The sequence below is a fragment of the Corynebacterium freiburgense genome, from assembly GCF_030408815.1.
Taxonomy (GTDB): domain Bacteria; phylum Actinomycetota; class Actinomycetes; order Mycobacteriales; family Mycobacteriaceae; genus Corynebacterium; species Corynebacterium freiburgense.
In genome coordinates this window covers 2,040,967-2,059,946 of the sequence record NZ_CP047355.1, presented here as the reverse complement: position 1 = coordinate 2,059,946, position 18,980 = coordinate 2,040,967, and the positions used below count along the sequence as shown (strand labels likewise).

Sequence of the window (18,980 nt, the reverse complement as noted above, 5' to 3'; positions counted from 1 at the left end):
ATTACCCCTTAAATGAGGTAGGTCATGAAAAACCATCGCCAAAGAAAAACTTCAGCAGGTGTAGGGTTTCTGCATGGCACCATTAACCTACACAATTACGCCCACCGATACCCCCGTTACACAAGAGCGGCGAACAGAAATTCTAGCCAACCCAGGATTTGGCCTGTATCACACCGACCATATGGTGCTTATCGACTGGGATTCAGAACACGGCTGGCACGACGCCCGCGTTGTCCCATACCAACCATTTACCCTTGACCCAGCAGCCTCAATATTCCACTACGGCCAAGCCGTTTTTGAAGGACTTAAAGCATATAGGCAAGCTGATGGAACGATTAAAACTTTCCGGCCTGAGCAGAATGCACTCCGCTTCCAACGCTCAGCTGCCCGGTTGGCAATGCCCGAACTGCCAGTCGAAGATTTTATTGAATCACTCCGCCAATTGGTAACGATCGACGCAAATTGGGTGCCCGCCGCCGGAGGCGAGGAAGCGCTCTACCTGAGACCCTTTATGATCGCCACCGAGTTCTGTCTTGGAGTGCGCCCAGCCAAAAACTACACCTACGCCCTAATTGCATCGCCCTCAGGCGCGTACTTTGCAGGAGGCATTAAACCAGTCTCAGTCTGGCTTTCTGAAGATTATGTTCGTGCTTGTCCTGGTGGTACCGGGGCAGCGAAATTCGCTGGCAACTATGCGGCATCTCTTCTTGCCCAAGCCCAAGCTGCAGAACAAGGATGCGACCAAGTTGTATGGCTTGATGCAATCGAACGTAAATACGTTGAAGAAATGGGCGGTATGAACCTTTTCTTCGTCTACGGCAGTGGCGCGCAAGCACGAGTAGTCACACCAAAACTCTCCGGATCACTGCTGCCCGGCGTGACCCGAGATTCGCTCCTCCAAGTCGCCCGCGACCTCGGGTATCAAACGGATGAAGTAACAATCTCTACTGAAGATTGGCAATCCGCAGCCCAATCAGGTGAAATGACGGAAACCTTCGCCTGTGGGACGGCAGCGGTAATCACGCCTGTGGGCTCTGTAAAAAGCAATCATGGCAACTTTGAAATCAATGCTGGTGAAAGCGGAGATATCACCATGCAATTGCGAGAAACACTTACCGGAATTCAACGCGGAAGCCACCCCGATACTCATAATTGGATGTACACGCTTGTGGCAAACTAAAACCAATCCAATACATTCGGGGGGTACTAGGTTGGCGGAAGTGTTAGGTTGGTTGTGGCCCAAGGGTTACCTGGGACTTGACGCTTTTTACACCATATTGTGCACAATTGGTGTTTTTGGCGACAAAACTTAGCTCCTGAAGGGGCTATGCAGACGCTTTTTACACCAATTGCACGCAAGATGGTGTATTTAGCGACACTGCTTATATTTAGATCTCTTTATTTGTCTGCCGGTCAGCTCAAATTTCCTTTGCCCGCAAATCCAGCGCTCCAGCCGGATGCATCAATAGCACCATTTCTAACGGCAGCCACATAGGTCCCTTCGGTAATGTGAGATCCTCGCCCACAACATAGCCGAGCTCAAGCAGCTCCAGCTAAATTCCCGGCGTCGTAAAGTAATTCAAAAGATTAAAAGCCACCACCATTGCTATGGCGGTAAGTGCTGTTGTGATTTCTATGATTGCTCCAATGCAATCGCCATTAAGGCCATGAAATCTTTTTGCGTAGTGCAAGGAGAGGAGTAGCGCGGCTACCAGTGTGATAAGGAGACTCGCAATTGTGATTGTTGTGAGATCTGTGGCGAGTATTGCTCCATCATACTGGCTGAAGTTAAGGCTGAATCTTCCGCCGATTATGGTTGTGGCGGCAATGATGAGGGTCCACAGCACGATAGTGGATGCTCGCACGGTACCAATAACCATTGCCCCGAATCCATGTTCACTCATTGGTTTAAATGTTCGATGGCAGGGCAGGAGGGCTGCGGTGCGGGTTATTAGCGGGATTATCGCGATAAGAAATGCTGCGGTGGCTGTTGGGAGTTGGGTAATTAGGGCGCTGATTGCCGTGAGTTGAGTAAGCAGCACTAATACAACGCTGCCCATGCCCAGTGCGCCGGTGGTTTGGTCGGCAAGGATTTGTTGGGCTCGTTCTGGGGTGGTGTGTGCGCCGAGTGCATCGCCTACATCGGCCAGCCCGTCAAGATGAAGCATGCGGGTGCCTAATTGCCAGCCCGCAATACAGAGGGTAGCGATCAGTAGTTCGGGGATTCCGAGGAAAATAAGGGGATAGATTATGGCAAAAGTGCAGGTGCCAAGGGCTATACCAACAATTGGCAGCGAGTTCATGGCGCGGGTGCCGGTGGTTCGATCGAAGGCGGTTGCGGTTCCAAAGACGGGCAGGATTGTAAGCCAGGAGAGGGCGGTTGCGGGGCCCTCAATAATTGCAGGCCCATGATGGCCTTCGACGAAGTCGGCTTTGCCGGACACGTTTTTACTCCTTTTCGGATACTCCTGCGGATTCAAAGGTGGCCATATCGATCATGATGTCTACGGCTGCTTGCACGATGGGCAGTGCCATTGCGGCCCCAGAGCCTTCGCCAAGGCGCATTTTAAAGTCGAGGATTGGTTCGAGTTTAAGATTGCGTAGTGCAAGCTTGTGGGCTGGTTCTGCGCCGCGATGTCCAGCGATCCACCATTGGCGAGCGCCAGGGGCGAGTTTATTGGCCATGATCGCGGCGGAGGTGACCACTACGCCGTCGAGAATGACGGGGGTGCGGCGGACGGCTGCTTGGGCTAGGAATCCGGCCATCGCGGCAAGGTCGGGGGAGGAGATGGCTTGGAGGACGCCAATGGGGTCATGGTGAATGTTACGGACGCGGAACATGGCGTCGCGGACGGCGGCGACTTTGCGTTTCCAGCCTTCGTCATCAATGCCAGTACCACGCCCAACCACCACAACGGGTTCGGAGTTTGTCATGGCTCCAATAAGCGCTGCAGCTGGGGTGGTATTTCCTATGCCGAGGTCACCGGCGATAAGGAGGTCGGCGCCGGAGTCGATTTCTTTATCGGCTATTCGCTGGCCTGTTTGGATGGCTTGCAGCACTTCGGATTCGGTCATGGCGTCTTCAATATCAATGGATCCGCTGCTGCGGCGGACGCGTTCTTCGCCGTTGGCGTCGTGGTCGAGTGAGATATCGGCGACACGCACGGAGGCTCCGGCTGCCCGACCTAGGACATTAATTGCGGCGCCACCGTGATTGATATTTGCGGCCATTTGGAGTGAGACTTCGGCGGGGTAGGCGGAGACACCGCGGGCTGCTACACCGTGGTCGCCAGCAAAAACGATAATGCGTGGGTCTGTAATGGGCTTTGGTGGGCATACGCCCTGACAGGCGGTCATCCAAACGCCAATTTGTTCGAGACGCCCTAGGGATCCTGCGGGCTTGGTAAGGGTTAATTGGCGTGCTTCGGCTTGCTCGCGAGCTGTAAAGCTCGGGGCTTCAACCTTGGCAAATAGTTCGGCGGGAACCATGGATGACTCCTTTAATTTGAGGGTTTAATAACGAGTGGCTGTCCGGCAATAACAAGAACCACTTTTTCGCACACTTGAGCAAGTCGCTCATTGAGTGTGCCAAGTTCATCACGGAATAAGCGACCTGAAGGGTGTTCAGGGATTACGCTCATACCTACTTCGGGGGTGACCAGCACCAAATCGCCCCCAGCATACGTATCGACGGCGCGCACCACGGCGTCGATACGCTTGCTGCAAGTGCCACGTGGTTGCTCCCAGGCATCTGCCTGATCAAGTGTGTGGGTGAGCCATGTGCCCATATCGTCCACAATCACCGCAGTGGAAGGGACGTCGGCAAGCACATCGAGCAGGTCGCGAGAGTCCTCCGTAACCCAATGTGCTGGTCGCCGAGCAATATGCTGGGCAATACGCGAATCAAAATCCGTATCCCCGGGCCACGGGCGGGCCGTAGCCACATACACCACCGGCCCCGACCCCACCAATGATTCCGCGAATGCCGATTTCCCCGAGCGTGCCCCACCCAATACTAATGTTCGCATTTAAACGTCTGCGCCGATCTCAACACGAGGCCGAGGGCTGCGCAACTTTCGCAACTGGCTTGCCCGAGAATACCCATAAAAACCGAGTGCAAAACCGGTTTCTGAAGTGCCTGGGAATTTCTCCGAAACAGCCTTATTTACCCGAGAACCAACCAAATAACCCTCGATAAAGAACGTGCCCAAAACAATCATGGCTACGATCGAAGAAATACTTGCAAATTCCGGATTGGATTGCGCTATAAACATCACAACCAATAACACCAATGCCACCGGCATAACCAAATTACTTAAGAACCTACGGGCATCTACCCAGTCTCGAACAAAAGCACGAACCTCGCCTTTGTCCCGGTCAAGTAAATAGCGTTCGTCACCGCGATCGATCCCCTCCTGTATCGCCCGAGACCGCGCAGCACGTTCCTCTCGCTCCTTGCGCTTTAACTCCTTATACTCCTCCTTAGACATAGACGCCTTTAACGCCTTCCGTTGTGCCCGCGCCTCCTTTGCCGTTAAAGGCGGCGTCACCGGATCGCGACGAATCCCCCGAGCCCGCTCCACATCATTACGCTTCGGCGTGGGACGCCCCTTCTTTGGCGTATACCCCTTACCGCGCTGGTCAGCAGACCGAGTATCCGAAGCCACAACAAACTCCTTAGACAAAAGAACAACAAACCAACTCAAGGCTACAAGGGCCCAGACCAAACCCGCGAATACGGGTCACGGAACGCGGTGTGCGTAAAACGTAAGATGGTAGTACCGTTGGGGTCCGACATAGAAAATCACACAAGGAGACTCTCTTCTCTCATGACTGCTCCCGAGACAAATACAGGCGTCATCCTTACCGACGCAGCCGCTGCAAAAGCAAAGGCTCTCCTTGAACAGGAAGGCCGCACCGATCTAGCACTACGCATAGCCGTCCAACCAGGTGGTTGTGCCGGATTGCGTTACCAACTCTACTTCGATGACCGCGAACTCGACGGCGACAAAGTAGATATTATCGGCGGAGTAACCCTCGTAGTAGATAAAATGAGCGCCCCATACCTTATGGGTGCTCAAATCGACTTTGCCGATACCATTGAATCCCAAGGATTTACAATCGACAATCCGAATGCCAGCGGCTCTTGTGCCTGCGGTGATTCCTTTAACTAAAGGCTAAAAGCTCAAGGCCAGCTAGTAACCCCTATCTGCTATCTGGGGTTCGGCTGGCCTTTGTGCTTGTTTGGGGCTTTGTGCTTGTTTGGGGGAGTGCTGGCGCTGGGCGCAGGCGTGAAAGCTTTGATGAAAACATCACCAACGTCGTTTTTTGCACCATGTTGTGTGCGATTGGTGTAAAAAGCGACATTTTTGACCTTAAAACCTCTAAATTTTGTCGCTAAAAACACCGTTTGCGCACAATATGGTGTAATTGGCGACAACCCCCAGGTCAGAGATTGTATACAACTTAAACGCTTGTCGACGCCGCCGGCCGCTGGTGGCAATGCTGGCGTCGAGGGGGTGTGCGCGCCGGCATGGCCTTAGAGCTCTACTGGATATTCACGCTCTTCAATATTGGGGGTAATGCGCTTTTCCACGAAGATCCCGTGCCAGACCATAAAGGCGAGTACGGTCCAGAGTCGGCGGGAGTGGTCCGAGACACCATCGCGGTGCTCTTTGAGCATTGCCAATAGAGCCTGCTTGTCAAAGATGGCTTCGGTGCCTGATGCCTGGATAGTGTCTTGCGCCCAGCCATAGAGTTCGTCACCCGCGAGCCAGTGACGCATTGGTACCGGGAAGCCAAGTTTCCGGCGGTTTAATACATGCGCAGGCACGATTTGTTCCATGGCGCGGCGGAGCGCGTATTTGGTGGTGCCTTCCGTGATCTTGAGGTCGTAGGGGATTGTTTCTGCAACGGCAAAGACTTCCCTATCTAGGAAAGGAACACGGAGTTCCAGCGAGTTTGCCATGGTGATTTTATCTGCCTTGACTAGGATATCGCCGCGCATCCAGGTAAAGAGGTCGAGGTGTTGCATGCGTGCCACGGGATCCATATGAGTGGATTGGGCGTAGATCGGCGCGGTCACATCCTTGTGGTCCCATTCGGGTCGGGCATTGGGAAGCACACGCTTGAGCTGTTCCCAATTAAAGGAGCGGGCATTGCCGTAATAGCGTTCTTCCATTGTCATGGAGCCGCGTTCAAGCAGTGATTTTCCTTTTACTCCGTCCGGGAGGATACGGCTGAGTTGATGCATGCCTTTGCGGAGCGGGCTTGGGATTTTTTCGAATGGGGCGAGGGAGAGAGGCTCCTTATAAATGGTATAGCCGCCGAAGAGCTCGTCGGCGCCTTCGCCGGAGAGCACTACTTTAACGTGTTTACGGGCCTCGGCGGCAACGAAGTAGAGGGGTACGAGTGATGGGTCGGCGACTGGGTCGTCGAGGTACCACATGATTTTTGGAATGGCGTCTGCGTATTCCTCAGGGGAGACTACTTTAACGATGTGCTCGGCGTCGATAGCTGCGGCGGATTCGGCGGCCACGTCGATTTCAGAGTAGCCTTCGCGTTCGAATCCGGTGGTGAAGGTGAGCAGCTTCGGGTTGTGCCGCTTTGCGAGTGCTGCGATAGCAGTAGAGTCGATGCCGCCGGAGAGGAAGGAACCTACGGTGACATCGGCACGCATATGCTTTTCTACGGAGTCTTCGAGTGCGCGTGCGATGCGGTCAAAGAGGTCCTGTTCTTTGCCTTTGGCTACGGGTTGGGCAGGGAATTGCGGGTTAAAGTAGCGCTGTTGCGTTACGACGCCTCCCGGGGTGACGGTAGCCGTACAGCCGGACTCGAGGCGTCGAATGCTGCTATGTAGTGACTCGGGTTCCGGGACATACTGGAGATCCACATAATGTTCGATTGCGCGTTGATCAAGATCCAGAGGCAAATTGAGTTCGGGGGCCATTTCAAGAATGGACTTTTTCTCGGAAGCAAAGACCGTGCCTGCATCGACAGTGGCGTAGTACAGCGGTTTGATTCCAAAGGGATCGCGGGCAAGGAATAGCTCGCGTTTTTCAGAATCCCAGATTGCAATACCGAACATACCGCGGAGGTGGTTGACGACGTCTTTACCCCAATGGTGGTAGCCGACGATAATGGGTTCGCCGTCGCCCGAAGTATTAAAGGTATAGCCGAGGTCTTGTAGCTCTTTCCGCAGCTCGACATAGTTATAGATTTCACCATTAAAGGTCATTGCGTAGCGATTTGGGGATTCTGCGGGACCCCACTGCAGTGGCTGATGCGAATGCGCAATATCAATAATGGAAAGGCGATTAAAGCCGAACACGAGGTCGGCATCAGACCATGTTCCGTCTTCGTCCGGTCCTCGGTGCCGCATGCATGGCAGGGCACGTTCGATTGCCGGTACGAAATCAGCTGCGTTTTGATTGCTGGTCAGCATGCCGAGTAGGCCACACATACAAGCAGTTCCTTATGTTGAAAGATTGTTTACTGTACAAAGGTGCGGCAAGAAAAGTATATTGCCGCGCATCCACACAGCTTAACCGCTAGCGCGTTTTTGATACCACAGGTGCGTTGTGTTGGGGGTTGAAACCTGGGTTGTAGGGGGCGTCGATACGCATGCGGAGGGTGGGTTCGCCATGGGAACGCATGAACAACCCAGAACGGGTGGAGTGTGCCAAAATGTTAAGGATTGGAAAAGGCAAACCACCCTAAAAACACAGCATAGAGGCACAGTGATACGCCCATTGGGGGGTACCCAAACGTTGGATATAGAATGTGAGTTGGATTACATGCTGAGGGCGTATGTTCGGTCTGCGCGGGTTTCATGCAGTAGAATCCTCATTGTTTTATTAGGAATGTACGCTGCCTGCCTTTTTTATGGGTGAATCGAAGTGGAAACCCGCGCCAGATGCGATAACCTCATTGTTTAGGAAAGGACGCGTAGCGTTCTGTAGCAAATTGTGTGGACAGGAAGGCAGACACACGTGGAACAGCGAAACAAGCGTGGTTTTCGGCGTAAGGCCCTGCTTGCCGGTGTGATCGGCGCAGGCAGTCTAACGCTGACTGGCTGTGATGTGGCCGGCCCCGGCGGCTCGTTAGGCAATTTCTTGCGTATGGGCTGGCCAGAGGGCATTACGCCTGAGGCGACAGCGATGGGTAACTTCTGGGTCTGGACCTGGGTCGTTGCCTGGATCATCGGTATTATTATGTGGGGCTTGATGTTCTGGTCCATTTTTGCGTTCTCTGCAAAGAAGGCAGAGCGCGATGGTAAGGGCGAATTCCCACGTCAGATTGGTTATAACGTACCACTTGAACTTGTTCTGACGATTATTCCAATTGTTATTGTGATGGGTCTGTTCTTCTTTACGGTACAAACCCAGGATAAAGTCACCGCACTTGACAAGGATCCAAAGGTCAAAGTTGATGTGACGGCATTCCAATGGAACTGGAAGTTCGGCTATGCAAATGTTGCTGCAGAACTTTCCCCAACTGGATCTGAATACGTTGGCACCGACGCAGAGCGTCAAGCAGCGGCAGAACACTCTGCTGAGTTCGCCGACACCACCCGAGGCGAAGAGGGAACCGCGCAACACGGTGGTGGTCATGGTGAAGCTGCCGGGCCAATTCACGGTAAGTCAAAGTCGGATATTTCCTTCTTGCACTTCAATAAGATCGAAACCGTTGGCACCACCGACGAAGTGCCAGTTCTTGTGCTGCCATCCCAAACTGCAATCGAATTCGATTTAGCGGCGGCTGACGTAGTCCACTCATTCTGGGTTCCAGAGTTCCTATTTAAGCGCGACGCATTCCCGCACCCTGAGGCAAATAAGTCACAGCGTGTGTTCCAGATCGAAAAGATCGAAAAGGAAGGTGCATTTGTTGGTCGCTGTGCGGAAATGTGCGGTACCTACCACGCCATGATGAACTTTGAGCTTCGTGTGGTTTCCCCAGAGAAGTTCAAGGAGTATATGGATTTCCGTATGAAGAACCCAGATGCCCAAAACTCTGAGGCGCTGGAAGCTATTGGTGAGAAGCCATACGCCACTTCCACCAGCCCATTCTTGCCTGGCCGCACCGATACCCGTGGTGCGAACCAAAACACCGTTGACCTCAACTCTGGCTTTTAAGAAGGAGTGACCTCACAATGAAGTCTTCTGCAAAGATCTTCTACGGTTTGACGGCCTTCTTGGCTGTTATGTCCGTGCTTTATATCCTCTCCACAATGAAGATCGCTGATGCTGGCAGCATTCAGGGATTGGAGTGGGCTGGCGCGACTGGCTTGGTATTGGCAACCGGCTTAACCCTGATGCTTGGTGGATACTTCCACTTCACCGAGCGCCGGATCGATATCCTCCCGCATGACTGGGAAGAGGCCGAAATCGAAGACGGCGCTGGCATGCTCGGATTCTTTAGCCCCAGCTCGATCTGGCCATTCGTAATGTCAATGGGCGTTCTAGTAATGGGCTTTGCAATCGCCTTTATGTCCTATTGGATGCTTCTATTAGGTGCGGTTGTTCTTATCTGGTCCGGTACTATGTTGAACCTCCAGTACGGTTTGCCAAAGGAAAAGCACTAATATCTGCCTGCACCACGTGGGCTGCCATCGGTAGTCACCTGTAACGCAATTCAATAACCCTGCAGTCATGTGATTGCAGGGTTATTGTTTTACTATTTGGCGGCTGACGCTTTGTGCCTTGAATTGAATTTCGGTCAGGGGTGACTGGCTGTGAGCTCTTCAATAGCAAGCATGATCGTGTTTGAGCATGGCTGTAAGCGTTCGCATATTTGCTGTTCGAAAATCGAGTCAGTTAGCGCTCCGGAGGGTTTTAAGCGGGGAATTTGGTAGTTACAGTTCTGTTATTTTGATGGGTTTCGTGTTTGTGCAGGCCGCAGGGGGTCAACCGAAAGTTGGAGCGGACAAAAAGTTCCTGCCGATAAATGTGATATACATCTCGCACTATCTCTGAGGAATTGTGTACCTCAATACATGGCTTTGTTTTAGGCTTTAATAGCGAAAGCGAAAAGTTTTATAACTCGCAGAATTGTTAAACGGCTGACCTGCGAAAACAATGCGTCGGATACGGGGGAGAAAAGTTCCCAGCATTGAGAAAATTTTTGGAAATTTTTAGCGACTGAGTAAAACGCCCAGCATAAGCGAATTTACCGCAAGAAAATTCGGGGGCACGAGATGACTTAACTCTTAGAAACAGTCATACTAGTTAACGTGACGAGCGCAGTTGGAAATACAGATATGGCGACACCACAGCGTGTTGCGGCACTGAACCGCCCCAATATGGTCAGTGTCGGCACGATTGTGTTCTTGTCGCAGGAATTGATGTTCTTCGCTGGCCTGTTCGCGATGTACTTTGTATCTCGCGCAAATGGTCAAGGAGAATCTTGGGACGCAGGTACAGGCCACCTGAATGTTCCGTACGCCCTGGCAATTACGGTGATCCTTGTTTCTTCATCGTTTACTGCACAGTGGGGTGTTTTTGCCGCTGAACGAGGTGATGTCTTTGCACTTCGTCGCTGGTATGCACTTTCTACTCTTATGGGTCTTGTGTTCCTTGTGGGGCAAGCGTGGGAGTACATCCAGTTGGTGCAACACGGCCTGACCATTCAGAACAGCATCTATGGATCGGTGTTTTATATTACGACCGGTTTCCACGCTGCTCACGTTCTGGCTGGTGTGCTTGGCTTCGTGGTGGTGTTGCTCCGCGTTTCCAAGTCGAAGTTCACTCCGGCCCAAGCAACCGCTGCAATGGTGGTGTCATACTACTGGCACTTCGTTGACGTGGTGTGGATCGGACTCTTTATCACCATTTATTTCATTCAGTAGGCCGTAGCTGCCGACGGACCTCGGACTCACCCAAATGAGCTCCTAGTGCTCGGCCTATAGCCCTTCACTTTCCGAACAAGAGTTATAAGGGAAATGATGGATACGAACCCCCAGAACCCCGAGATGGCCGCCACTGCGGTCAGATCGGCGAAGAAGGTCAAGAGCCGCCGTAAGGCGCGCCGGACCGTCGCCGGTGCAGTGGCGTTGACCATTGGCCTGACCAGTGCTGGCCTTCTGGCAGATGCTTTGACTCCTGACGCCCAGGTGGCCACTGCTAGCTCTGACACTCAGGCACTGATCAAAGAAGGTAAAGATCTTTACGACGTCGCCTGTATTACCTGTCACGGTGTCAACCTTCAGGGAGTTAAGGGCCGTGGCCCTTCCCTGATCGGTGTTGGCGAAGGTGCAGTGTATTTCCAGGTGCACTCTGGTCGTATGCCGATGCTTCGCAATGAAGCACAAGCTGCACGTAAGACTCCGCGTTATTCTGAGCACCAAACCTTGGCGCTGGCTGCATATGTCAATGCTAATGGTGGCGGCCCAGGCATTGTAAAGAATGAAGACGGCTCTATTGCTATGGAGTCTCTTCGCGGCAAGAACTACAACGGCAATATTGATCCAGGTGACGTTGCGCGTGGTGCAGACTTATTCCGTTTGAACTGTGCATCTTGCCACAACTTCACTGGCCGTGGTGGTGCATTGTCGTCTGGTAAGTATGCGCCATACTTGGATCCTGCAAATGAGCAGGAAATTTACCAGGCTATGCTCACTGGTCCGCAAAACATGCCGAAGTTCTCAGACCGTCAGCTAACTGCTGATGAAAAGAAGGACATTATCGCCTTTATTAAGTCCGCAAAGGAAACCCCGAACCCTGGTGGTTATGGCCTTGGCGGTATCGGCCCTGTCACTGAGGGCATGTTGATGTGGCTTGTTGGTATTTCGGTACTGGTTGCCGCTGCATTGTGGATTGGATCGCGCTCATGAGCAACAACGAAAAGAAAAAGTACACCTCTCAAGAGCTCAACTCCATGAGCAATGAGGAACTTGCCCGCCTCGGCACAGAACTCGATGAAGTCACGGTTGCGTACCGCAAGGAGCGTTTCCCAATTCCAAACGACCCAGCAGAAAAGCGTGCTGAGCGTGCGGTAGCCATCTGGTTCTTCCTCGGCATTGTATTTGCACTGGTATTCCTAGGCGTATATCTATTCTGGCCATGGGAATACAAGAGCCTTGGCGAAGAAGGCCTGTGGCTCTACACCTTGTTCACCCCGCTTTTGGGCATCACTATGGGCCTGTCCATTTTGTGCATGGGCTTTGGCGCAGTGATGTATGTGAAGAAATTTATTCCGGAAGAGATTTCGGTACAGCGCCGTCATGACGGCCCCTCGGAAGAAGTTGATCAGCGCACGCTCGTCGCATTGCTGAACGATTCTTGGGAAACCTCCACCCTTGGGCGTCGTAGCTTATTGAAAGGCTTAATGGGTGCTGGTGCCGTACTCGCTGGATTAATTATTATTGCCCCGCTTGGCGGCATGGTAAAGAATCCTTGGCGGCCAAAGCCCGGTGGCGTCGATATCCAAGGTGATGGCACATTGTGGACCAGCGGTTGGACCCTCGTAGAGAAGGGCACCAAGCTATACCTGGGCCGTGACACTGGCGCTATTGCCGAGGAGCATGACGGACACTTCACCACACAAGGTGTTACCCGTCTGGTTCGTATGCGTCCAGAAGATCTTGCTGCTGGCTCAATGGAAACCATCTTCCCGCTCCCGGAAGAGGATGTTAATGATGGTGACCTTTATGATCCACACCGCGAAGTCTATGAAATGCACATGCATTCTATCCATGGCCCGCGGAACTCGGTAATGCTAATTCGTTTGCGTCACGAGGATGCTGAGCGCGCCATTGAGCGTGCAGGCCAAGAAGATTTCCACTACGGCGATTACTACGCATACTCTAAGATTTGTACGCACATTGGGTGCCCGACCTCACTCTATGAGGCTCAGACCAACCGCATCCTGTGCCCATGTCACCAATCGCAGTTCGATGCTTTGCAGTACGGTAAGCCTGTTTTCGGTCCTGCCGCTCGCGCGTTGCCTCAGCTGCCTATTACAGTTGATGAAGAGGGCTACCTCGTCGCCGCTGGCAACTTTATTGAGCCTGTCGGCCCGGCTTTCTGGGAGCGTAAGTCATGAGCAACAATAAATTAGCCCAAATGGGCACTAATATGGATTCTCGCTATACCATGTCAGCGATGGTCCGCCAGCAGATCAATAAGGTTTTCCCTACGCACTGGTCATTCTTATTGGGTGAAATTGCGCTATATAGCTTTATTGTGCTGTTACTGTCAGGTATTTACCTGACGCTATTCTTCGACCCTTCCATTACGAAGGTTATTTACGACGGTGTCTACGGCCCTCTCCGCGGCGTCGAAATGTCACGTGCGTATGAAACTGCACTGAATATTTCCTTCGAAGTTCGTGGTGGTCTGTTTATTCGCCAGCTGCACCACTGGGCTGCGCTTATGTTCGCCGTATCCATTATGGTGCATATGATGCGTATCTTCTTCACTGGTGCGTTCCGACGCCCACGTGAAGCCAACTGGATTATCGGTTGCGTGTTGTTGCTGCTTTCTGTTGCTGAAGGCTTTATGGGTTACTCCCTGCCGGACGACCTGCTTTCCGGTGTTGGTTTGCGTATTATGTCCGCAATCGTGGTTTCCCTACCAGTGATTGGTACTTGGTTGCACTGGCTGATCTTCGGCGGTGACTTCCCATCAGACATTATGTTGGACCGCTTCTATGTGGCTCACGTTCTGCTGATCCCAGGTATTCTGCTGGCCCTGATTGCAGCTCACCTGGCACTGGTTTGGTACCAGAAGCACACCCAGTTCCCAGGACCAGGCCGCACTGAAAACAATGTAGTTGGTGTCCGTATTCTCCCAGTGTTTGCTGTGAAGTCGGTTGCCTTCGGTTTGATTACCTTCGGTTTGCTTGCATTCCTTGCCGGTGCTACTCAAATCAATGCTATCTGGAACCTTGGCCCATATAACCCGGCTCAGGTCTCCGCTGGTTCCCAGCCGGATATTTATATGCTCTGGACCGACGGTGCTGCTCGTGTTATGCCTGCGTGGGAGCTGTACTTTGGTAACTACACCATTCCAGCAGTGTTCTGGGTTGCCATTATGCTCGGCGTGCTTGTGGGTCTGCTCTTTGCGTACCCATTCATTGAAGCCAAGATGACAGGTGACGACGCCCACCACAACCTGTTGCAGCGTCCGCGCGATGTCCCAGTTCGTACATCCATTGGCGTTATGGCACTGGTGTTCTATGCATTGCTAACAATCTCCGGTGGTAATGACCTTGTTGCATACCACTTCCAGATTTCGCTGAATGCAATGACGTGGATTGGTCGTATCGGCCTGATCGTGCTCCCAGCACTGGCATACTTTGTGACCTACCGCATCTGTATTGGTTTGCAACGTTCTGACCGTGAAGTTCTTGAACATGGTATTGAAACCGGTGTGATTAACCAGCTTCCAAACGGTGCGTTTATTGAGGTCCACCAGCCACTCGGCCCAGTTGATGACCACGGCCACCCAATTCCATTGGAATACGCTGGTGCCCCAGTGCCGAAGCAGATGAACCAACTCGGTTTTGCAGGTGCACCTGGTCGCGGCTCGTACTTCAAGCCAGACTCCGCAGAAATTGCTGCGAAGGCAGAAGAAATCGAACACCGCAACCATGCTGAAGAAGCTGAGATGTTCGAAGAATTACAACAGGCGAACCGTGCCCAAGATGAGGCCGAAGGCCGCGTCTAGGTAATTCCATTACTGCGCTCCTAAAAGCCCGCTCCACCAATATGTGGAGGCGGGCTTTTTGTATGTCATACCTAGGTAATGCTTTTGCAGATGTGAAGACGCCTACCAAACACTCAGGATTAAACAGCGCCAAGAAGGTAAGGGTGGAGCTTTTGGCGTGGTGAGGGTTTGCGTGAGGTCTTGTTATAGCGGTTTTGGGCTTCAGAGCCTTTAGCTTCGTGCTTTCATTTTTGGTTGGCTGTGTGCGATGTAAATCTGCCTGAGGCAGATTTAACGCCAGTTTTTTCTGACCTGCAGAAATAGTGCACAAAATATCGCTGACTGTTAAATCTGCCTTTTTGCACCTTATATAATGCGGGAAATTAGGTTCCTGCGAGCCTTGGTGCTTTGAAAAACGCGGATGTGCCGAACTGATTCAATGGAAGCGTCAGTTCAGCCACATCAGTTACCACAGATCCTAAAACAAACCTTAAAGCATGCTCAGAGAGGTGGGACAGTTTGAAAACCTAAGAATTTGGCGTGAGTCTTCTTATAAAAGGGGTTGATTGAGTGCCGGCTGAGCTAGTGCGTCTTTTGTTATCTAAGTTACCAGTGTTACGATTGTGAAATCTCCAATATTGGCCATAGGTGAAGATTTGCGGGCTATGTGTGCCATAGTCGAGTGGCGCGGCGTGTGTAGAACAATCAACTTTTGCCCCGCTCCAAGGTAATGTGACGGAAGTCACAAAATTATTTTGTAACAAGGATGGGGGCAGTTCAAGTTGGGGGCGTATCGAAATTGCTAGACTGGGAAAGTGTTCTTCGAAAAAATGAACATTTATGCAGCGTACAACCCATTTTCGCGTTTTAAAAATGGTGTATGCTGTGTAGCAATAAGTCTTTTTATTGGGTTGTTGAAGGGTCGGCTAAATCGTTTGATAACAGGACGGTAACGGACTTGAGAAGCGTCCGATTTGCTTGTGGGCGTTGGACAAACGAATACCCCTTTCGTAACCTAAATGAGACATTGCGAACCGAGCGAGATATACAAACCTCGAAAGGTGAGCAAGAGACAACCAAAAAATGCCTAATTGCATCTGCTTACAAGCTTCCGGCAAGTGGAAGTGGTGGATGTAAACCGGGGAACCAAACCTTATCTGGGGTGAGTTCCTTGCGAGAGCGCCAGAATGCATTTGAATGCGCTTGGCGTGGAGCAGGATAGGGAGCCTTCCGCTTCCGAATCCGACAGCTAACCCGGTCGGCCAAACAAAGGAAGATTTGGAGTTTCTATCGTGGGTAAGCACAGCCGCCGTAATCCGAACACTGTTCGAAACGCAGCAACTGCCTCTGCTGTCGCCGTCGGCGCAACCGTTGCTTTTGCGGGACCTGCACAAGCTGCTGATGTGGTGGTCCCGAACACAGGAATCACCTTCAATGTCCCTGGCATCGAAAATGTTCCGAATATCCAAAATGTTCCTGGTGTAGGGGATTGGGTACCGGCACTGAGTGGCCAGGCTTCGGCTCCAACAGGGTTCGCGCTTCCAGGTGCGCCGCAAGCAAATAATGGCCAGGTCATTGTGGATGCGGCAGCCTCAAAGATTGGCGCACCGTATGTGTGGGGCGCTAGTGGTCCGAATGCATTTGACTGTTCCGGACTGACTTCCTGGGCATACTCTCAGGTAGGTAAGCAGATCCCTCGCACCTCATACGAGCAAGCTGCACAGGGTCAAAAGGTTGCTTATGATCAGCTTCAAGCTGGAGATATTGTGGCCTTCTATTCAGGCGCTACGCACGTTGGTATTTATACCGGCCGTGGCACCGTTATTCACGCTTCTACTGAGGGAACCCCACTCTCTGAGGTTTCCATGGATTACATGCCATTCCACTCGGCAGTGCGTTTCTAACGCTTCTTTGTATCCATAGTGCAATTTGCCCGCAGTGACTTTGTATTACGCATTGTCTTACTGCGGGTTTGTGCTTCTGTAATGGGTAAACAGAACCAAACAATCGCACCCACTTAAGCACAATAAGAACAAATGTCACATTTGTTTCAGCTTTCCTGGTTGTTTTTACTTATACCGTTATCAAGCGTTTATAGTCATAGTGTTACTTCATATGCGGTAGATGAGTGTGTGCAATCTCCGCTACGTGAAATTGGAAAGTGAGTAAGGGTTTCGGTGTCTAGTTCGCAGTTGCGTCGCACTATTGCGTCCGCGGTTTTAGTTGGCGCCTCTGTTCTAAGTTTTACCGTGATTCCGCATGCGCAAGCGGATCCGGCGGAAGTCGATCAGTTGATTGCTGACTTAGAACGGGTATCCCAAGAGATCGAAGGTAAAAACGAATCTGTAAAGCAACTTGAAATAGACATTGAGGCTAAGCAAGTTGAGATTGATGGGATTCGTGAGCAGGTTCGGGTGGCTGCTGATCATGCCAATACGGCTAGGGAAGCCGTGGTTACTAATCAGTCTGAGGTAAATCGGCTGGCTTTATCAAAGTACCGCGGTGCCAATGTCGATCCGGTAACAAGCGTGATCTCGGCGCAGAATCCGCAAAGCGCTATTGACCGTACCGCATATATGACGTCATTGACCCGTCACCAGGAGCAGGTGCTGCAAGGCCTATTAGAGGCTGCGGATCGAGCGGCTAGCGAACACAGTAGGGCGGCGCGTGCGGAGGCACAAGCGGAATATCAGGCTTCCCAATTGGAAAGCGAACGCAAGCGGGCGGAAAAGGAACGCGAAGAGCTGGATGGCCAAACTGCGGATATTCGCCGCAGGGTTGAGGGGCTAAGTGCTGCAGACCGAGAACGTTGGATAGCTAAGAACGGGCCGGTGAATCATTCCCTGCTAGGGATTTCCGGGTCGAATCCTTCCGGTATGAGTGCCCTTGAGGTTGCCATGACAAAGGTTGGTGCACCGTATGGTTGGGGTGCTATTGGTCCGGATGCTTTCGATTGTTCTGGTTTGATTTATTGGGCGTACCAGCAGCAGGGCAAGACGATCCCGCGGACCTCGCAGGCGCAGATGGCTGGTGGTACCCCGGTGAGCCGGGAGGAATTACAGCCTGGTGATGTAATTGGGTATTATCCGGGCGCTACGCATGTAGGTATTTATGCTGGTAATGGCATGTTATTGCATGCTTCGGATTATGGTATTCCGGTTCAGGTTGTGCCTATGGATTCCATGCCGTTCTATGGTGCTCGCAGGTACTAGTGCCACGTATTCTTTTAGTCACGAATGATTTCCCACCTACGGTAGGTGGGATTCAGTCGTATCTACGTGATTTTGTGTCAACATTGCCAGCCGATGAAGTCGTAGTGTTTGCCTCTACGCAAGACGCACAAGCGGCACGGGAATTTGATGCCCATCTGCCATACCGGGTGGTGCGGTGGCCGGGGCGGATTTTATTGCCTACGCCGGCGGCGTCGAGACGCATGCAGGGGCTGATACGCGAGTTTAATATTACAACCGTGTGGTTTGGTGCAGCGGCCCCATTAGGTCTCTTAGGGGCGGCAGCGAAGGCCGCTGGGGCACAACGTGTGGTGGTTTCTACCCACGGGCATGAAGTGGGGTGGGCGCGGGTGCCGGTGGCGCGGCAATTATTGCGCAGGATAGGGGTTAGCGCGGATATCGCCACATATATTTCCGAATACACATTGCGGCGCCTGCAACCAGCATTCGGCCAGGTAGAGTGGGCACATCTCCCGTCCGGGGTTGATACCGAGCGGTTTGCGCCAACTATGCGGCGTAGCCAGGTTCGTGCCCGTTGGGGGCTTAGCGAACACCAACCAGTGGTCTGTTGTATTTCCCGGTTGGTGCCGCGTAAAGGTCAGGATGCATTAATTCGTGCATGGCCGATAGTGCTGCAGGCGATTCCAGACGCCACTCTCGTACTGGTAGGCGATGGCAAGTATCGCCGCCGATTGATTCGCCTTGCCGCACCCTTAGGTGCTTCGGTTCGTTTTCTTGGCCCGCTTGACGACGCCCTCCGCACGGCGTTTCTCGCCAGCTCCGATGTATTTGCAATGCCAGCGCGTACTCGTTGTTTTGGGATCGATGTAGAAGGCCTTGGCATTGTGTATTTAGAGGCGCAAGCATGCGGTATTCCGGTAATTGCGGGTAATTCAGGTGGTGCACCCGAAACTATTACTGAGAATAGTGGTGTTGTAGTGGATGGCCGTAATATTGAATCTCTGGCTCAGGCACTTATTAGTTTCTTGGAAAACCCTCAGCTATGTGCAGAGATGGGGGAAGCTGGGCGTCGAAACGCGCAAGAATATTGGTCATGGCGTGAAATGGGAAATCGATTAGCACGAATCCTAAACTATACTTGAAC

16 protein-coding genes and 1 riboswitch are annotated in these 18,980 nt (G+C 52.2%); of the genes, 11 read left to right on the top strand and 5 right to left on the bottom strand.

Annotated elements, in window-relative coordinates:
* Positions 1–73 precede the first annotated feature (73 nt).
* Entirely contained in the window at positions 74–1,180 is a 1,107-nt protein-coding gene (locus CFREI_RS09335) for a branched-chain amino acid aminotransferase (RefSeq protein ID WP_027011873.1), read from the top strand.
* 373 nt (positions 1,181–1,553) lie between these two features.
* Here CFREI_RS09335 and CFREI_RS09330 read toward each other — a convergent pair whose 3' ends face one another.
* From CFREI_RS09330 to CFREI_RS09315, 4 genes are read right to left on the bottom strand one after another with little or no spacing between them, the layout of a single operon-like run.
* A complete protein-coding gene (locus tag CFREI_RS09330) occupies positions 1,554–2,444 on the bottom strand; it encodes an adenosylcobinamide-GDP ribazoletransferase (RefSeq protein ID WP_027011874.1) in 891 nt (296 codons plus the stop codon).
* 4 nt (positions 2,445–2,448) lie between these two features.
* Complete coding sequence (cobT, locus tag CFREI_RS09325; protein ID WP_027011875.1) at positions 2,449–3,489, bottom strand: nicotinate-nucleotide--dimethylbenzimidazole phosphoribosyltransferase; 1,041 nt, start codon at positions 3,487–3,489, stop codon at positions 2,449–2,451.
* Positions 3,490–3,500: 11 nt separating this feature from the next.
* On the bottom strand, positions 3,501–4,028 hold the full coding sequence (locus CFREI_RS09320; RefSeq protein ID WP_027011876.1) for a bifunctional adenosylcobinamide kinase/adenosylcobinamide-phosphate guanylyltransferase: 528 nt from the start codon (positions 4,026–4,028) through the stop codon (positions 3,501–3,503).
* A complete protein-coding gene (locus CFREI_RS09315) occupies positions 4,029–4,667 on the bottom strand; it encodes a DUF3043 domain-containing protein (protein ID WP_240483178.1) in 639 nt (212 codons plus the stop codon).
* Positions 4,668–4,829: 162 nt separating this feature from the next.
* Here CFREI_RS09315 and CFREI_RS09310 point away from each other — a divergent pair, with 162 nt between their 5' ends.
* On the top strand, positions 4,830–5,174 hold the full coding sequence (locus CFREI_RS09310) for a HesB/IscA family protein (RefSeq protein WP_027011877.1): 345 nt from the start codon (positions 4,830–4,832) through the stop codon (positions 5,172–5,174).
* Positions 5,175–5,539: 365 nt separating this feature from the next.
* Here CFREI_RS09310 and asnB read toward each other — a convergent pair whose 3' ends face one another.
* Positions 5,540–7,462, bottom strand: a complete 1,923-nt coding sequence (gene asnB, locus CFREI_RS09305) for an asparagine synthase (glutamine-hydrolyzing) (RefSeq protein WP_027011878.1) — start codon at positions 7,460–7,462, stop codon at positions 5,540–5,542.
* Between the two features lie 529 nt (positions 7,463–7,991).
* On the opposite strand from asnB, the gene ctaC reads away from it, so the two are divergent.
* The 9 genes from ctaC to CFREI_RS09260 all read left to right on the top strand — a co-directional run bounded on the left by ctaC (position 7,992) and on the right by CFREI_RS09260 (position 18,978).
* A complete protein-coding gene (gene ctaC, locus CFREI_RS09300) occupies positions 7,992–9,134 on the top strand; it encodes an aa3-type cytochrome oxidase subunit II (protein ID WP_027011880.1) in 1,143 nt (380 codons plus the stop codon).
* Positions 9,135–9,151: 17 nt separating this feature from the next.
* Positions 9,152–9,583 (top strand): aa3-type cytochrome oxidase subunit IV, encoded by a 432-nt coding sequence (ctaF, locus tag CFREI_RS09295; protein WP_027011881.1) that lies wholly within the window; start codon positions 9,152–9,154, stop codon positions 9,581–9,583.
* A gap of 648 nt (positions 9,584–10,231) precedes the next feature.
* On the top strand, positions 10,232–10,846 hold the full coding sequence (gene ctaE / locus CFREI_RS09290; protein ID WP_156907697.1) for an aa3-type cytochrome oxidase subunit III: 615 nt from the start codon (positions 10,232–10,234) through the stop codon (positions 10,844–10,846).
* Positions 10,847–10,939: 93 nt separating this feature from the next.
* Positions 10,940–11,830, top strand: a complete 891-nt coding sequence (gene qcrC / locus CFREI_RS09285) for a cytochrome bc1 complex diheme cytochrome c subunit (RefSeq protein ID WP_205618443.1) — start codon at positions 10,940–10,942, stop codon at positions 11,828–11,830.
* Complete coding sequence (gene qcrA, locus CFREI_RS09280) at positions 11,827–13,041, top strand: cytochrome bc1 complex Rieske iron-sulfur subunit (RefSeq protein WP_027011884.1); 1,215 nt, start codon at positions 11,827–11,829, stop codon at positions 13,039–13,041. Before qcrC ends, qcrA begins: the two co-directional genes overlap by 4 nt.
* Positions 13,038–14,666 carry a cytochrome bc1 complex cytochrome b subunit gene (gene qcrB, locus CFREI_RS09275; protein ID WP_027011885.1) on the top strand — a complete coding sequence of 543 codons (1,629 nt, stop codon included), beginning with the start codon at positions 13,038–13,040 and terminating at the stop codon, positions 14,664–14,666. The genes qcrA and qcrB overlap by 4 nt, the downstream gene beginning before the upstream one ends.
* Before the next feature lie 1,053 nt (positions 14,667–15,719).
* Positions 15,720–15,924, top strand: a riboswitch (cyclic di-AMP (ydaO/yuaA leader).
* A 13-nt stretch (positions 15,925–15,937) separates the two neighbouring features.
* Entirely contained in the window at positions 15,938–16,549 is a 612-nt protein-coding gene (locus tag CFREI_RS09270) for a C40 family peptidase (protein ID WP_027011886.1), read from the top strand.
* A 273-nt stretch (positions 16,550–16,822) separates the two neighbouring features.
* Positions 16,823–17,857 carry a C40 family peptidase gene (locus CFREI_RS09265; RefSeq protein WP_027011887.1) on the top strand — a complete coding sequence of 345 codons (1,035 nt, stop codon included), beginning with the start codon at positions 16,823–16,825 and terminating at the stop codon, positions 17,855–17,857.
* Positions 17,857–18,978 (top strand): glycosyltransferase family 4 protein, encoded by a 1,122-nt coding sequence (locus CFREI_RS09260; RefSeq protein WP_027011888.1) that lies wholly within the window; start codon positions 17,857–17,859, stop codon positions 18,976–18,978. The genes CFREI_RS09265 and CFREI_RS09260 overlap by 1 nt, the downstream gene beginning before the upstream one ends.
* The last annotated feature ends 2 nt before the right edge of the window (positions 18,979–18,980 follow it).

Excerpts from the sequence above, each read along its gene's own strand:
- qcrB (WP_027011885.1), top strand. The coding sequence starts at position 13,038 with ATGAGCAACAATAAATTAGCCCAAATGGGCACTAATATGGATTCTCGC.
- cobT (WP_027011875.1), bottom strand. The coding sequence starts at position 3,489 with ATGGTTCCCGCCGAACTATTTGCCAAGGTTGAAGCCCCGAGCTTTACA.
- qcrA (WP_027011884.1), top strand. The coding sequence starts at position 11,827 with ATGAGCAACAACGAAAAGAAAAAGTACACCTCTCAAGAGCTCAACTCC.
- CFREI_RS09335 (WP_027011873.1), top strand. The coding sequence starts at position 74 with ATGGCACCATTAACCTACACAATTACGCCCACCGATACCCCCGTTACA.
- ctaF (WP_027011881.1), top strand. The coding sequence starts at position 9,152 with ATGAAGTCTTCTGCAAAGATCTTCTACGGTTTGACGGCCTTCTTGGCT.
- CFREI_RS09310 (WP_027011877.1), top strand. The coding sequence starts at position 4,830 with ATGACTGCTCCCGAGACAAATACAGGCGTCATCCTTACCGACGCAGCC.
- asnB (WP_027011878.1), bottom strand. The coding sequence starts at position 7,462 with ATGTGTGGCCTACTCGGCATGCTGACCAGCAATCAAAACGCAGCTGAT.
- qcrC (WP_205618443.1), top strand. The coding sequence starts at position 10,940 with ATGATGGATACGAACCCCCAGAACCCCGAGATGGCCGCCACTGCGGTC.
- CFREI_RS09320 (WP_027011876.1), bottom strand. The coding sequence starts at position 4,028 with ATGCGAACATTAGTATTGGGTGGGGCACGCTCGGGGAAATCGGCATTC.